At 38.1% G+C, this 17,363-nt stretch carries 8 protein-coding genes and 2 pseudogenes; 6 read left to right on the top strand and 4 right to left on the bottom strand.

Annotation, left to right across the window (positions count from 1 at the left end; all coding sequences use genetic code 11):
- Nucleotides 1–163: 163 nt before the first annotated feature.
- Nucleotides 164–558: pseudogene (locus B154_RS32915) on the bottom strand (transposase); the annotation flags it as partial.
- 66 nt (nt 559–624) lie between these two features.
- On the opposite strand from B154_RS32915, the gene B154_RS0102785 reads away from it, so the two are divergent.
- From B154_RS0102785 to B154_RS30485, 3 genes are all read left to right on the top strand, one after another.
- Nucleotides 625–2,037: a serine hydrolase gene (locus tag B154_RS0102785; RefSeq protein ID WP_018611696.1), complete on the top strand. Its 1,413-nt coding sequence runs from the start codon at nt 625–627 to the stop codon at nt 2,035–2,037.
- Between the two features lie 302 nt (nt 2,038–2,339).
- Nucleotides 2,340–3,020, top strand: coding sequence for a hypothetical protein (locus B154_RS0102780; protein ID WP_157580416.1), 681 nt, complete (start codon nt 2,340–2,342; stop codon nt 3,018–3,020).
- 542 nt (nt 3,021–3,562) lie between these two features.
- On the top strand, nt 3,563–4,321 hold the full coding sequence (locus B154_RS30485; RefSeq protein ID WP_018611693.1) for a CPBP family intramembrane glutamic endopeptidase: 759 nt from the start codon (nt 3,563–3,565) through the stop codon (nt 4,319–4,321).
- Nucleotides 4,322–5,071: 750 nt separating this feature from the next.
- Here B154_RS30485 and B154_RS0102755 read toward each other — a convergent pair.
- The 3 genes from B154_RS0102755 to B154_RS0102745 form a co-directional block, all read right to left on the bottom strand.
- Nucleotides 5,072–5,437 (bottom strand): DUF2200 domain-containing protein, encoded by a 366-nt coding sequence (locus B154_RS0102755; RefSeq protein ID WP_018611684.1) that lies wholly within the window; start codon nt 5,435–5,437, stop codon nt 5,072–5,074.
- A gap of 60 nt (nt 5,438–5,497) precedes the next feature.
- Nucleotides 5,498–5,746 (bottom strand): hypothetical protein, encoded by a 249-nt coding sequence (locus B154_RS32120; protein ID WP_157580410.1) that lies wholly within the window; start codon nt 5,744–5,746, stop codon nt 5,498–5,500.
- A 1,086-nt stretch (nt 5,747–6,832) separates the two neighbouring features.
- Nucleotides 6,833–9,703, bottom strand: coding sequence for a choice-of-anchor tandem repeat GloVer-containing protein (locus B154_RS0102745; RefSeq protein ID WP_018611681.1), 2,871 nt, complete (start codon nt 9,701–9,703; stop codon nt 6,833–6,835).
- A gap of 303 nt (nt 9,704–10,006) precedes the next feature.
- Here B154_RS0102745 and B154_RS29995 point away from each other — a divergent pair.
- The 3 genes and pseudogenes from B154_RS29995 to B154_RS32685 all read left to right on the top strand — a co-directional run bounded on the left by B154_RS29995 (nt 10,007) and on the right by B154_RS32685 (nt 17,246).
- A pseudogene (locus B154_RS29995) lies at nt 10,007–10,667 on the top strand (IS6 family transposase).
- 420 nt (nt 10,668–11,087) lie between these two features.
- Complete coding sequence (locus tag B154_RS0102735; RefSeq protein WP_018611675.1) at nt 11,088–15,029, top strand: M36 family metallopeptidase; 3,942 nt, start codon at nt 11,088–11,090, stop codon at nt 15,027–15,029.
- Between the two features lie 54 nt (nt 15,030–15,083).
- A complete protein-coding gene (locus tag B154_RS32685) occupies nt 15,084–17,246 on the top strand; it encodes a T9SS type A sorting domain-containing protein (protein ID WP_018611673.1) in 2,163 nt (720 codons plus the stop codon).
- The last annotated feature ends 117 nt before the right edge of the window (nt 17,247–17,363 follow it).

Raw genomic sequence — 17,363 nt, 5'->3', positions numbered from 1 at the left:
TGACGTTGATATTTGTTTATGGAGTTGTCGGAAGGTTTCCTTTGGGAATTAAGGGTTGTTTATGCCTGTTGTTTGGTGTGCTATCGTACTTGCGGTGGTAGGGCTGGCACATAGTAAAGGGTGTTAGTCAGGGATTAGCGCACAGGTGCCCCTACCCACTAATTTACTGAACAGGCGCTTTTTGTTTTTCCAATAAATATTGTTTTGGCAGCCCGCGCTTACCAAACACTTCAATGGTAAGGAGTGTGCCGGTTTTACAGTAGGGGCATTTGCCTAGCAGTGTGTTTAGGGGTTGAGTTTTTCTCTTTACGTGCAACGCTGTCTGTAAAGCCTGCAACTTGCCGCGTTTCCAGGTGCTGCTTACTATGTCATAGTGCCTGATGCGCACAAAGCGTAAGGGCATTATGTGCTGAGCGAACCTTCGTACAAACTCCTGATTGCTGAGCGTCATCTGCTTCTGAGTGCTGCCATCACGATAGTCTTTGTAGCTAAATCTTACGGTTGCTGCATCTACCTCGTAATGCGATGATTACTGAGAGCTACTTTGTGTGTATACCTAATATTAATGCGGATTTCTTCCACCTAATAATTTCCTTGTAACAACAATTAGGTTTATATTACGTGATGATAAAAACCTTCTGCTTTCTCATTTTACCATTTGCCTTGCCCGCACAAAACGATTATTCTAAATTATTAGATAATTACATGCAGGCAGCCGTTAATGTTAACCAATTCAGTGGTTCTGTTTTAATAGCAAAACATAACAATATCATTTATCAAAAAACATTCGGAACAATTGATTACGCAAATACAAAGCCGTTAGATAGTAACTCAATGTTTGAGTTAGGAAATATTACGGAAGAATTTACTGCTGCAGCTATTTTGTTATTAAAAGAAAAAGGCAAACTGAAACTCACAGATACTATTACCAAATACTTGCCTGAACTTACTTACAACACAGTAACGATAAAAGATTTATTAACCCACACTTCCGGCTTGCCTGATTTTTATGATGAAGGAATGAAAGATAAATGGGGAACTAAAAAGGTTGCTACTAATGATGATGTAGTAAAAAGCCTTGCTGAAACAAAAGCTCCTTTAGCGTGGAAACCCGGAACAAAATATGATGAATACCATTACTACACGGAGTATCCTTTGCTTGCATCTATCATAGAAAAAATATCAGGGCTTTCATACAAAGATTTTATGCAGCAAAATATATTTACTCCATTGCAATTGGAGAATACTAAAGTGTTTGCAGAATTAGAAGCAAATAAAAAGTTGCATGCAAATCATACTGAAAGCGTTTTTTTTGATGAATCAAAACAACAATTTTTTCCGCCGGACAGTTTTACAGCTTTTGGTCCTGAATTGGGTTATGCAACAAATGCTGTAGTTGGAACTATTGGAATTAGCAGTACTGCACATGATTTATTTTTATTCAACAGGGCTTTAGAAAATAATCGTTTGCTTTCGTCTTCAACACAAAAAGAAATGTTTACACCTTATTTTTTAGAAGATTCAATAACCAATATGTATTTTGGTTACGGTGTACTAACGGGAAAAAATGAATTTGGTAATTACGTTCAGCAACGGGATGATGGCAACAATATAACATTGGGTTATATAACTAAAGTCATTAATTATCCTTCGGAAGATTATACAATCATTGTACTCGCTAACAAGGCTAAAGCTTCCTCCAGTATTGCAGGTGTGCTATCTTATATTTTATATAATAAGCAAGTCGTGCCGCCGTATACACACAAACAAGTTTCTATTGATACATCTGTACTTGATAAATATATTGGAGAATATAAAGTGTCTCGTATAGCCAGGGTATATAAAAAAGATGGAACATTATGGACCACAATACCAGGTGAACCTGATTTGAAATTGTTGCCGGAATCTTCTACTAAATTTTTTTCTTCGAATAAAGAATATGACTGGCAAATAGACTTTAAAACAGACGCTTCGGGAAATGTTTTAAAAACATATTTTATATTCAGCGGATTAAAAATAGAAGCAAAAAAGTTGTGACAGTTTAAAGAAGAAAGCACGAACGCACAACAAATGCATTTGTAAAAGCATGGTTCGACAACCCGCAATTGTGCAGCAGTAATTCTTGTCTTCTTATGTTCCAGCCGACATTACGCTGTTCAACATTAGTTCTTATCATCAACTTATGTATTTCAATTAGGCATTTGTACCAGGCTGACTAAGCCATGCCTTCACAAATGCTTCAACCTTGTATGCAAGCTTAATCATCAATTACTGTTAGACTTTTGAATTTTGGACCATTAACATTAAAAAATATAGCAATGACACAAACTATTAGTACCATGGCTTCACCATATCGTTCTGCAGGACGAGCTGCGATTGCCAGCGGCATAGTTGGCATCATAGGCTATGCATTCCTGATCACCGCTGTTACCACACGTACAGAAGTTGCATTATCGTTGAACAATCCTACTTATGTGATGTTTAAAACTCATGATGTGCTTGTTATTTTTCATTTTATTTTTATTATTCCGACAACCTTTGCACTTTATAGATTATCACAACTCCAACCTCGAGCTATCAGCAAGTTAACGCTTCGGTTAGGCGCTGGAGCGGCTTTTTTTACTGCTTTATTTTTGATATTGGGCATCTTCTTAATAATATCAGATGGACTATATTCGGTTCCACAAGGGGTTTTTGGAGTGTGGATGATAATAGTTTGCAAGAATAGGCAGAATATACTTTCAAAAGGATTAAGGTGGTTTGGAATGATAGTAGGTCTTGGACTTATTATTACGGGACTCTTCTTCCCGCTCTATGCAATTTTTGTTAGTTCTACCGTTCTTAAAATTCCAGCAGTAGACCCTTCAGACCCAGCCAATTTTCCAGACCATGTTACTTGGATAAACGAGCATCTTCACTATCTGTTGGATGTAGGCTCCGTCATTGGAATGCTTACGTTTCCTTTTTGGACCCTTTTTATTGGTCGCAAGTTGCTTAGAGAAAAACTTAATAAAGTGTGATAAGTTAAGCTTAATCGTAGCAAAAAGCCATACAACAAGGAGTTTTGCACAAGCGGGGCTGACCTGCTAACAACCAGCATTGGTGCACTTTTGGCAGGAAGATAACCAAAGGAAGAGCATGAGCATAACAGGTTCAACGCAATAATAGCAGCCAAAGTGTTTGAATACCTCAACGGGTTAATACAAAGATGGTTCAGTGAAAAGTACAGGTTAAGAGGAAAGATGGCTACATTAGACAAATACAAAACCTATGTGCACGAAAACCGGAAGCTGTTTATCCAGTGGCAGAAAGGACTTACATATTGAATGAATAACAAGAGGCCGTATGAAGGGAGACTTTCACGTACGGATCTGTGAGCGGCTAAAGCTGAAATGCTTTGGCCTACTCGACCGTTAAGCGTTCGGCTTAAAATCGCTATTTTGCTTTTGCGGTTAATTGGAACTGACGTTTTTCAAATGCCACAACTTCATAAACGTTTAACGTTGGCAGCTATAAGATGTGATTACAAAAAAGGGTTGCTGATTAGTATATAAAGCAAAAGATGAGACTATCAAAACAACTTGTCATATTTTTCCTGTTGACATTTGTAATAGCCTGGATAACCTGGTTTCCTTCTTTTTTGCGTCCGGAATCTTTTCGTTTGTTGCCCTTCGTCGGACTTTTTGCGCCGGCTCTTTCTGCTCTCATTGTTGCTTTCTATTTCGATCGGGCGAACGGGGTTAGAGAGCTGCTTGGCCGGTACAAGCGATTGCGTTTTGGTGTATTGTGGTATATCGTTGCGATCTTGTTGATACCGTTTCTCTTTGTTCTTTCTGGTTGGCTTGATGGGCTTTTTTCTAAAACATCTATTAAAAGCATTCTCCTTCCTACATCTCCATATTTTACTCTGGCTGCTTTGATTTGGTTGATGTTCATAAATTCCGGTGAAGAAATTGGATGGAGAGGGTTCGCATTGCCAAGGCTGCAAAGCCTGTTTAAAAATCCTCTTCTTGCCACGCTTTTACTCGGTATTTTATGGAGCGCCTGGCATCTACCAATTTACCTTACCCCGGGGCAGTCTTCGTTCCCATTGGCTTTATTCTTCTTTTTCACTGTTGGACTTTCTTTTATTTATACAGTTGTTTTCAACAAAACCGGGGAAAGTTTATTTTCTGCTGTACTGCTTCACGCAAGCACTGACATCGTGCCCCGTGTGCTTAATATAACACTATTTAAACCAACTACATGGCTCATTCTTGGAATACTTACTTGGGCAAGTGCGGTCATCCTCAATATTATCAAGATAAAACATAGGCATTAAACTTTAAACCAATCTCTGGTGTTCTTGTGCATCGTGATACCAGACAAAAATAACAGCTGCCAACAAATACATTTGTAAAAGCATGGTTAGCACCCAACAATAAAAAGACAGGAGGCAAAATCATCAGCAACAAAGTGCCTAAAGGTAGTAACTGTATAAAACTAGCATTAAGGCATGCAGCTAATGCAATAGGATACTTAAAAGACACACATCTTTAAAATTTCTTTGAAAAGATACTTTATAGAAAAGGCAGAACAGCAGCAATAAGTTCAACTGCAAGAAAGCTGGCTGTTATTATTTACAACATGATTGTAAAAAAGCCGCCATATAATCCACCTACTCAATACCTGTTTCTTGACCAGAAAAGAAAAATGGGATTGATAAATAAAATGAAAAAGCAAGAAGTATCGCTACTGTTTATAGAAAGCTTTCCCTGTCTTGCATCGTTTTTCCAATTCTATCTGAAAGGGTTTTAGCTGTGGGCCCGGTCACCTGCCCTGAAATAACATTTCCTGTAATATTCATGATTACCTCTGCCTATTCCTTTCCATAATGAAAGATTAATTGGCTTGCATCCTGCACAGCAATAGTGGTGGCCACTTTATTGGATCTTGCAGTAGCTATGCGCTTATTTCCCGGCATTAAAATGAATGGTTGGAAGTTCTGCACCGTTGGCAGCCGTGTTTTTTCTCACGGTCCGTTTTACTTTTACTCGTAAGTCAAAGCTTATTCAACCATTTTCCACTCGATCTACGCAACTCGCAAAATCTTTTCCATCTTACGTCCTTTCGCTAATTCATCCACCAACTTGTCCATATACCTTACCTGTCGGGTTAATGGATTTTCGATTTCTTCCACACGATAGCCACAGATTACACCAGTAATAAGGTGAACATTAAGGTTTATTGTAGCATTTTGAAAGAATTTTTGAAAGGATACTTTTTCTTCAATGAGTTTTTGCAGTTTTTTTTCATCATAACCAGTAAGCCACTCAATTACTTGATGCAATTCTTCTTTAGTTCTGCCTTTCCTCTCGACTTTTGCAACATAATGTGGATATACCGATGCGAATGTCATTTTTGCAAAACGCTCATCGTGATTGTTTGCGTTGTTCATACCTTTATACGTTAATCACACAATTTATCTCAACGTTTCTAAATTACCCCTTTCTTTTTACTAAACTTTTAATCCCACTGAATTTCGCAGCAACCCTCCGGCTCTCAGTAGATTATCCACCACTCCTTTGCCGATGCCTGCGACTACTAAGGCAAATGAAAAGCAATACGGTATTAGGTATTTAAAAAACAAATGTTCATATTTATGGGGATCGTAAAGCTTTATAGTCATATACAGGTACAATTGAGCGACACGAGGGGAGCTTAATTGTACCTGTACAATAGCGAAGTACATCAAACCTTTAGCCACCTATAAGTTTAGCGCGACCGACAGTACCTAATAACAGGGTCACAATGCAAAAGCAAAATAGCTCTTTGAAGAATACAAGAAATACAAAGCTTTTTTCAAGGGGGCTGTCTCAAAGTTGTCTTTAGGATGGCCTCTTGTCGTTACAATATTTTATGCTTCAAATTGTTCCTATTTTACAATGGCGAAGAATAAACATTTGAACAGAACAAAGAATGCTCATTTGTCGCGTTGAACTGTGATGTAGGCGCGTTTACCGGTGCAGTAAAAGACAAAAAGGGATTATTTAAGAATTAAACCGCGGCACTTTATTCAATGCCTAAAGTACCTCCGGTTACAACTGCTGTTTTACCTTTTAGATTATCATTTCTTTTGTTTTACTGATACTGCAATAATGTAAAACCGATGCAATACGACACATAGATATAGCTTTCCTCAAAAGATCGCGTACCTGTCTGTCCCGAATCGAAATCCTGTCTTAATACTCTCCAGAAAATCTTCGGACTTAACAATATCGCAAGGGAACCCATCAGGCTCATTACTTTTAAAAAGGCCTCGCAAACTACTTCATCGGTAACGGTAGCTTTATGTACAAATGAGCGTTCGTGTACGGTGCAGTCCTCTCCAATCAATGCAATAAATCAATGCTCCCCATAGAGTACCTTCCTTATTCAACCTAATACTGTTACCGATAAATACAGGATTATTAGCATGATAAGCGATGCCTGTCGGAATAGTTTCAGGTGGTAATAATTCTTTTATGGTACGCTTTCGGGCTTGTACCTCTTGCAGAAATTTAATTTTTTTTAGTCATACTTCTAGCTTTTACAATTCTATCGAGGTGCCGCTTGCAATTCCTTTTTTCCTGTCATCTTCTGTAAATCTTTGCCCTGTTTCCTGGCAGATATAACCGCCTTCTTGATAATCCATAACAATTTCAATTTTATCTTGCTTCAGGTCCTTAATAGAATACTTTTTTGATAGGTATCCTAAATGCGCACCCAAAGATAGCCTGGTCGATATCTGAAATATTTGACGTTTACAGCAAACAAGCAAGATGGCGGCAATGGAAGGCTGCTAAAAGGGAAATCACATTTTCAGGAACTTGATGGCAGTCACAGTATCCCCTGTCTGCAAACGAAGGAAATACTCTCCTTGCTTCAACTGATTAACCGGTATTTCTAATTTGTTGCTTCCCAAAGCGTCATATTTAGAAACAGATAGGACTGCACCGCTTACATTTATTATAGAAATTACTGCCCTCATTAGTGGGCGGTTTATTGAGAGAGTCATAGTTTCATGAACCGGATTGGGATATAAAGTGGCTTTCAATGCTTCCTGTAAATTCACATCTTTTTCATCTGTAGCAGTCGTGTGCGCTGTTATTGCAGCACTAGTGGACCTGACAGTTATATTAACTTTAGCGGGAGCAGAGGTTTGACATCCCCATGAAACAGTGAAATAAAATGAATCTTTACCTGCATAATCGGCTTTTGGAGTATAAGTTTTCGCGGGACCTGTTCCTTTTAGTGTGCCATTTTTAGGTGCAGTAGTTATAGTATAAACCAAAGGAATTTCACTCTGTCCTGTTAAAGTAATTGTTTCTGCTGTATTTGCATTAGTGGTCAAGCTTTGAGCATTAGCGACGGGATTTGCTTTCCGTATTATGAGATTTCCCAAAGCAGTACCGCCATCAGTAGCCTTGTCTAAATCTCGTAGTAGAGTATACGTGCCTCCTGAAGTTATTTTAAATATTGTACCTCCATCTTTCTTACCTCCTACACTATTGAGGCCATAAAAGCTGCCGTCAGAGCCTTTAACAAGGCTGCCATTGGGGCTGCCTCCATCGTTACCGGAATACAGATGACGAAGCACCGTATACGTGCCGGATGGAGTGCATTTAAAAATGGTTCCATTTTGGTTTGTACCGCCTTTCGTGGTAAGTCCATAAAAGTTGCCATCGTTGCCTTGAACGAGGCTTCCATAGGGGAAAGCTCCATCAGCTCTGAATTCAAAAGAATGCAATTTGGTAAAGGTGCCTGAAGGGGTTATTTTAAAAATAGTACCTTGGTTATAAACTCCGCCTAACGCAGTCAGGCCGTAGAAATTTCCGTCTGAGCCTCTTACAAGGCTGCCACGCGGAGCTGCACCATCAGCGTTATAGTCGAAGCTATGCAAGACAGTTATAGCGCCGGCAGAAGTTGCTTTAAAGATAACGCCTGAAATATTTGCTCCTCCAGACTCCGTCATTCCGTAAAAATTGCCATCTGTTCCCTGCACGAGGCTGCCATACGGCGAGCCGCCTTTATCATTTCCATCAAAAGAATACAATACAGTAAAAGAACCGACTGAACTGACTTTAAAAAATGTACCATAGCCGTTAACGCCACCATGTGAAGTCAGTCCATAAAAACTTCCATCTTTACCTTGTATAAGGTTACCGTGAGGTTGACCGCCATCAAACTTTTCTGTCGCGTATGAATCGTTGAAAGATCGTAAAACAGAATAAGAACCATCAGTGCATAATTTGAATATTGTTCCTGTTCGGTAGAGGCCTCCATCAGTTGTCATACTGTAGTATAATCCGTCCTGTCCTTGCACCAGACTTCCATGAGCCGAACCGCCTTTATCGGTTCCAGGCAAGGAGACAAGTACAGAAAATGAACCTGTTGAACTCATTTTAAAAATAGTACCATTGCTTTGAATGCCGCCCGTGTTTGCTAATCCATAAAAGAAGCCATCATTGCCTTGCACAAGGCTGTTTGGATTTACGCCATCTTTATCCTGACTAAGATGACGTAAAACTGTCAGGTTTCCGGAAGTGGTCACTTTGAAAATAGTACCGGAAAAGTAATTTCCTCCTGACCCGGTTGTACCGTAAAAGTTACCATCACTTCCATGAACGAGGCTGCCTCTGCAAGTGCCACCATCTTTAGAGTAATCTAAATTTCGGAGAAGTGTAAATGTGCCTGTGGATGTAATTTTAAAAATAGTACCGGCACCATTGGTTCCACCCGCGGAAGTAATGCCATAAAAAGTTCCGTCGGTGTTTTTTACAAGACTGCCGTAAGGCGTTGCACCATTGGTATTATTAAAACTTTTTAAAACCGTAAAGGTACCCGTAGGTGTTATTTTAAAAATAGTACCGTAAAATGAACTACTGCCTCCGTTGGTAGTCATGCCATAAAAGTTTCCATCATCACCACGTGCCAAACTGCCTGTCGGATAACTACCATCAGTTGAACCGTTGAATGAATGTAATACTGTTAGTGAGCCAGAAGAAGTAATTTTGAATACTGTTCCTAAATTTCTAACACCTCCATAATAAGTCATTCCATATAAGTTGCCATCAGGAGCCTGTATTAAATTACCGAAAGGGCGATACGCATCAGATGATAGATATTTTATAACAGTAAAAACACCCGCAGAAGTTAGTTTAAAAATTGTTCCCTTATTGTTAGACTCAGAAGGAGTCATACCATAAAAATTGCCGTCACTGGCTTGTAAAAGACTTCCCTCAGGAGCATTGCCGTCAAAGGAGTTAAAATGATGAACAATGGTAACGGCACCAGCAGATGTCATTTTAAAAATAGTCCCTGCTGCATAAGCTCCTCCGTCTGAAGTCATACCATAAAAGTTGCCATCAGTCGCTTTAATTAAATTTCCTTTTGGCGAAATCCCTAATCTTAAAAATGATTTTTTTACTGAAAAACTACTTCCGTTGCTGTTGATTGTAAAAGCTGTACCGCCACCTTGCGGGCCGCCTACCGATGTTAATCCAACTAAAACATCCTGTGCCCTTATCGATAAAATTGTAAAAAAGACTAATGCTATTAAGAATAAAAGACTATAGTATTTTTTAAAACTATAGCCTGCTTTTCTATTAAAGATTGATGTAAATCTAATTGGCGATGATAGATGTTGACCTGGATTTCTGTTAGAAGATGGAGTTACTTTCATAGCGCGGCAATTTTATGTTTTGGTTTAAGTTCTTGTTCATAACACGAAGATGAAACCTTACTTGATGGTAATAAACTCCATCACGTATCAATTGTAATTTCTGTTGAATGAAATAGCAAGGATTGAATTCTCTTACTTCATTTTCATTTGTTAAGGGTAAATCGGAATCAGATGTCGTTCAGCAACTTTTAAAAATTCTATTACCTTGAACTGTGTAGCCTTACCTTTTGGGTTTAAACATCCAGGTAAACTGGTTCTGTCGCAGTTGTAATTTGTATATCCGGTTGTAATTAGATTTGTTGGATGTTTAAAGGTAACAGTTTCCCTAAGGAGATTATTTTACAAGCGGTATATGTTAAATTAAGACTTAGCCTTAGTTAACGTGATGTGGAAGAGTTATTGTCAATGAGGGGAATATTGGTCGATCATGCAACAATACAAAGATGGGTATATAAGTTTACTCCATTGATTGAAGTTGGATTAAAGAAAAGAAGAAAAAAGGTTGGTATAAGTTGGAGGATGGATGAAACGTATATACAGGTAAAAGGAGAGTGGATGTATTTATACAGAGCTGTTGATAAGGAAGGAAAGACAGTAGATTTTTTATTAACAAAAAGAAATAAACTGGCAGCTCATAAGTTTTTTGCTTAAAGCAATTACTAGTAATGGCTGTCCCCAAGCGATTAATATTGATAAGAGCGGAGCGAACAAGGAAGCAATCAGAACCTACAATAAAAGGTGTTTGAAGAAGATAAGAATTAGCCAGTGTAAGTGCGTGAATAATAGGGTAGAGCAAGACCATAGATTCATAAAGTGGTGGATAGGGAATATGGTTGGTTGTAAAAGTTTTGAATCAGCATCACGAACACTAAGCGGGATAGAAATAATAAGGATGATTAAGAAGGACCAAGTATCTTTTCCTATGACAACTTGTTGCAAAACATTCTGTTCTTTGGCTGCATAATAAATGGCTTCAAACGACATTTCTGGACTTATTTCATCAGCTGCGACAAAGTCTCTTAAATTATAGCACTGGACACACCATAGCAGTATAAGGTATTCACTTAAATCTAAACTCAAGGAAAAAGGAATTTGCTTAGATGTGCCGGCGGTTACCATTCGACGATATCTGAATTTCACAAGTATGAAGGTTAATGCTAAATGAAAGCGTTAACAAGAAAATTTTCAAATGGCGAAGCTTTATCCATTACTGTTTGTACTTCTATATCGTAACTAAATATTAAACAACCTTGCATTTCTGAAATGCATTTTATACCTTACTTAATATTTCAAAATCTTTAATATAAAAGAGCAAATATTAATTTAAGACTCTGGTTAAGCCGTTATTAAAGATCACTGATTTATCAATTCAATACTCATATCCATGACAAAAAGAATTACCATTCTAATTGCTACCTTAGCCGTTGCATTTATATCACAAACTACCACCGCCCAGGATCTTCAGAAAGTTGAAAAAGCAATGTCGCTAGTGAAAAGTAATGCGGCGGCGCTTGGGTTGTCTGATGAAAATGTTCTTAACTCCCGTGTTTCAGACACTTATGTAGACGCACTAACAGGCAATACATTGGTGTACCTGCAGCAAACCTACAAAGGTATTGATGTTGATAAAGTAGTGCAGGTTTTAGCTTTTAAAAATGGAAAAGTTGTTTCTGGCACTGGTAAACGGATTGATCTTAGCTTACGAAATGACCGCGATGCCAGTCAGCGAATTAAATCTGTTACACCAGCGATAACTATAGACGATGCTATACATGCAGCAGCTCAGCATCTTCATCTTCCCACACCTTCCGTTAGCCGAAGGGTTGCCCCTGCGAACGGCGATTTCTCTAAGAAAACAGATTTTGGAGACATGGGGATTGCAAAATCTCGGATAACTGCACGAATGCTATGGTTGCCGCAAAATACCTTTGAAAGAGTGAAACTAACGTGGGAGGTTAATATCTCACCAAAAAAGTCCTCAGACAGTTGGCGAATATTGGTAGATGCCCAAACAGGAAATGTCATAAAAAAAGAAAACTATACTATTCCGGATAACTGGAATAGTATAAAAGCAAAGGAAGAAGTTTTAGAAAAGGGGAAGAGTGCTTATAATACTACTTCATCTTCAATAAAGGATAATGATCATGATAATGACTACAGTGTTTATAATAGTAAAAATTATCGCGTAACTCAAGATCCGAAAAATAGTTTGCCATGGAAAAATTTAGGTATTTACCGGGTAATACCTTTTCCTCAAGAAGCGCCAAGTTTTACCAGCAAAGGTTCTGGGTTGGATATTAACCCATGGCAATTATCACCTCAGGGCAGCGGTGCTACTCCTTTTAATTGGAATGAGGACGGATTAGAACGGTATACAAATACCAGGGGCAATAATGTTCTGGCACAGGAAGATTTAGATGGTAATGACGGTGTTGGCAGAAGAGCAGAAGGTTTCCCCATTGGAGATAATATTATTTTTAATTATAAGCCTGATTACAGCAAATTACCTACACAATTCAATAACCAGGGGTTTGCAATTACTAATTTATTTTATTGGAATAATATAATGCACGATCTTTCTTACCAGTACGGATTTAACGAGGTGTCCGGAAATTTTCAACAAAATAACTTACAGAGAGGCGGATTGGGTAATGATTTTGTTTATGCTGATGCTCAAGATGGAGGCAGTTTGGGCAATGCAAATTTCTCCACCCCACCAGATGGGGAGAACCCAAGGATGCAAATGTATTTATTTCCGGGCGATCCGGCTAAGGGCATGACAATTAACTCTCCTTTATCCATAGCCGGAAAAGTTAACGCAGTGGAAGGGGGTATCAGCCCCAAAAACTTACTGCTAAATACCGGACCTGTTACAGGTAATGTAGTTCTCTATAATAGTGCATCCGATACTGCTCATATTGCATGTGATGCGGCGTCTAACATAAATACTTTAAAAGGTAATATAGCCCTTGTAGTGAGAGGATCGTGCGCATTTACCGACAAGGTTTTAAATGCGCAAAAGGCAGGTGCGAAAGCTGTAATAATAATGGATAATATTCCCGGTGAGCCGCTTTTTCCCTGGGGCTCAGTTGATACCACCATTGTTATTCCTGCGATGCTTATAAGCTACGAAGACGGAATTAAGATAAGAACTGTATTAAGTACAGGCACGGCTGTGAATGTTACCTTATTACCTGTATACAAGGATGGCGACCTGGATAATGGCATTATTGCTCACGAGTACACCCATGGCATTTCAATGCGCCTTACAGGCGGGCCTTCCACAACATCGTGCCTGTTTAATGCCGAACAAATGGGTGAGGGATGGAGCGATTATATTTCACTGATGACAATAACTGATTGGCGCAGGGCTCAAGCTAATGATGGGGCCCTTGCAAAAGGTATAGGAAGTTATGTTCTTAATCAGCCTGTAGATGGTCCTGGTATCCGCACTTACCCATACTCAACCGATATGAGAATAAATCCCCACACCTATTCGGATTTATCAAAAAGTGGCGAACCACATTATGTTGGTGAAATTTGGGCGAGTGTACTGTGGGACATGACCTGGAATATCATACAAATGGATGGGATTAACAGGGATATTTTTAATTCAAAAGGCGAAGGCGGTAACTCTATTGTTTATAAACTGGTTATGGAAGGCATGAAGCTGCAACCCTGCAGCCCGGGATTTATTGATGGCCGGAACGCAATTTTAAAAGCTGATACCCTATTATATAATGGAAAATACAGTTGCGTAATATGGCAGACATTTGCGCGCAGGGGAATGGGTCTTGGCGCTTCACAGGGAAATACTAATATTACTGGAGACGAGATTCCTGACTATAATTTAGGAGCAATATCGATAACAAAACATGTGAATAAAGATAGTGTAGAATCAGGGGACAGTTTAACTTATCTTATTGGGCTAAAGGCAAAAACTATTTGTAATGGCGATGTTCCACAAAATTATTTAGTAGCCGATTCTCTACCCGGAAATCTTACTTATGTAGGCAGTGACGGAGTGTATAACGCTGCAAGCAGAACCGTACGGTTTGATAACATTAATATGAAAAACGGGGATAGTATTACATTCAGGATCAAAGTAAAAGTGAATGACAAAAGCTTTTTTCCCGATACGGTTTATTTAAACGATTCTATAAATGACCCTGTAATATCTGATAAATGGATTCCACAAAACGGTAATAACCTCGCATGGACAATACTTGACGCCTCCCCTTATTTCTATTATTATACAAATGACAACTCTACAAAAGATGAAGAAAAGCTGGTTACCAGGCAAGCATATCTCGTTCCCGGTACGAAAACTACTTTTAGCTTTTTCCACAATTTTGCAGCGGATGATTTTAACAACGGAGGGGTAGTAGAAATTACCAGTGACAGTGGGCAAACATGGCTAGATCTTGGACCGTACATGGACGCTACCGGAGTTGTTTACACTGAAACAATAACCGGCAATTCAACATTATCCGGCAGACGAGCCTTTTCAGGTTATGGCATTGGCACTACCACTATAGATCTTAGCGCATTTGCAGGCAAGAAAGTTAAAATCAGGTTTCGCTATGCAACAAGTGACAACAGTTTTGCAGTACCGAATGGAGGCACTGGATGGATTATAGACGATATTGTACTTTCAGCATCTGCTTATGCTATAAATGCAGCCAAATTAATTGATTCTGCAAATAAAACGAAAGGAAGCTCGACTGTAACAACAAAAATAATAATAGGGGAAAATGTACCTCCTGTAGTAAGAATTATAAGTCCTGTTGATGATACAACTTATGCAAGCCCTGCAACAATTCGTTTAATTGCTAAGGCAAAAGACCCTAATGATAGAATAAGTAAAGTAGAGTTTTATAATGGAACGTCATTGTTAAGAACAGAATATATCTATCCGTATACCTACATTTGGAAAAACGTTCAACCTGGCACCTACACCATTACAGCTAAAGCTTATGATGTCAAAGGTCTTTCAGCAACGTCTACCCCTGTTAAAGTAACAGTGTCTGGATCAATAGTGAGCAGCAGACCAATTTATCAAAAAGACAAAACTGATAAAATAGGGGTCACATTAAATCCTAACCCGGCAAGTACCATTTTAAATATTTATACTAATGGATTAGAAATCGGCAAGACATCAAATATATTAGTGATGTCTGCGACTGGCGTTGTATTAAGAAAAATTCAGTCAAATAGATTGGATGGAGTAGTACAGATTGATGTGTCCTCTTTGGTAAAAGGGGTATACACTGTAGAAATTATAAGTGGAGAAAAAGTTTTATACAAACAGTTTGTGAAGCTGTAAGAAGTTGAAATTTCACTTTGCGCAAATAGGTCATTACTATCAAATATACTAGTTATGAGAAATTGTGCTATTGCCTTGATTCTAATAATCCACTCTTTTGCTGTAATGGAAGCCAGAGGACAGTTTTACAACTCTTTTTCCAGCCCGCGTTTATTGGAGCAGGAATCATCAGCGATTGAACTTAAGGATGGTTTTGTTTATGGATTTACTGAAAGCAATAGTGAGAAGAAGTTTCATAAAAACATTTTACTTATAAAAGCTAATGCTTCTGGCAAAATTCTTTGGAGTAAACGTTATGATGCAGGTGCAAGAGTGTCTATAAAATTAGTGGAGATGATAAGTACATTCAATGATGATGTATTAATTTCAGGGGAGATAGGAGGTAACAATGATCCAGACATTAAAAGATGCGTTTTAAAAATCAGCAAAACAGGTAAACTGATATGGGCAAAACAATATAAACTGGGCAACCCACTTTCATTTTATAGTACAGCTTTAGTTCAGCTCCAGGATTCTTCCTTTGTTTTAACCAATGAAACAAAGGAATTTAATCCTAGTTTGATGAATATTAGTAAGAACGGAGACGTCCTTAATGCAATAAAAATAGCAAATAGAAAAATTGAGGATGTTACATCTATAACTGCGAAAGGAAATACAGTAGATTTTGTAACAGGAAATTCAAATGTCGCAAATTTTAATTTTAAGACTGGAAAGGTATCTTGGCAAAGGCAGTATAAAACGTCAAATCAGTTTACTGGGCTCTTAAGCTCACGTTGTAGAAATGGAGATATTGTTTATTTGGCAGGCCGTACTTATGGTGGTGTACTAAAAGGCACTTCAAGGATTTTTCGCACTGACGCTGATGGTAAATTAATATGGGCAAAAAATTTAAAAGCTACTTATGATAACACTGGATCTCTATTTTCCATTTTTGATATAGTAACACAAATTTCCATTCATGAAGATATAAATGGTAATATAGTTGCTTTTGTTATGGCAGAGTCCACATCAGGTTTAATGGTAGTATTTAATGCAGCAGGTAAATACCTTTATCATCGTTTTTTTAACACCCCTCGTAACTTCATTACCGAAACAAGTAGTGGCCGTTATTTACATACAAATACGCCCTTTTGGGGGTTTCCGCAAAATCCTCTTATATCCTATCGCTCATTATCTACTCTCTCAAAATGCGATTCTACAATTGTTGTTACAATAACTAATGGGACAGACTCCGCCACTGCTTTAAATCCGCTCACTTTTGAAACTATCCACATAAGTCCATCTGAAATTCCTATTTCCGTATTTAATGCCAATATTAAGACAAATGTGTATTGTAGTTTAGAACCTGAAGGAAAAAACAAACCTCCAACTGTAAGCCTCTCTATTCCTTATAATATCTTAAAGTACACTGCACCTGCCAGAATTAAACTTAATGCTACTGCAAGTGACGATCGTATAATAACTAAAGTTCAGTTTTATAATGGTTCTACCTTATTACATACAGAAGATGATTATCCTTATGGGTTTTTATGGACAGATGTGCCTATAGGAAGTTACACTCTCTTAGCGAAAGCATTTGATGACAGTGGCAATGTAACAACATCTAACAGTATTAAGATATTGGTAGTAAAAGAAAATTTAGAACCTTTTGTAAGTATTGTAAGTCCTGTTGATAGTACAACTTATTTCGCTCCTGCCTCTCCTCGTTTAATTGCAGCGGCGAGGGATGTAAACGATAAAATAAGTAAGGTTGAGTTCTATGAGGGAACAACACTACTAAGAACAGAATACATTTATCCATATACTTATACATGGAGTGATGTTCAACCTGGGACTTACAGGATAACTGCCAAAGCTTATAATGTTAACGGTTTAACAGCTACATCCAAAGTTGTTACAATTAAAGTGATAAATGAAACAATCGTAAGCAATAAATTAATTGTAAATAGTAAGTGGGGTCCAAACAGTTCTTTAAGTCTGAAACTAGGTCCAAATCCTGCAAATAATATATTAAGAGTCTCTATCAAGGGATTGCAGCAAGGTAGTAAGGCAAGTATCTCCATTATGTCTGCCTTAGGAGTTGTGGTGAAAACGATTGATGTAAATGCATCAAATCAGGTAGTACAACTTGATGTATCTTCCCTTGTCAGGGGAATATATATTGTAAAAGTTACGAGCGGAGACAGGGTTATGTACAAGCAATTTATAAAACTGTAAGGAAGCAGCCTTAGCAATATCTATTTCTTCTTACAATTGGTTTTTCATAGAATATTGGATTAGAACGGGGCAGGATTGGTTGTGTTGCATCTGTGATACTATTTGTATTTGTAGGGT

The organism is Segetibacter koreensis DSM 18137 (genome assembly GCF_000374045.1).
In the GTDB taxonomy this organism is placed as follows: Bacteria; Bacteroidota; Bacteroidia; order Chitinophagales; family Chitinophagaceae; genus Segetibacter; species Segetibacter koreensis.
Note: the sequence above shows the minus strand (reverse complement) of the source record. Positions and strands in the feature narration are given on the sequence as shown.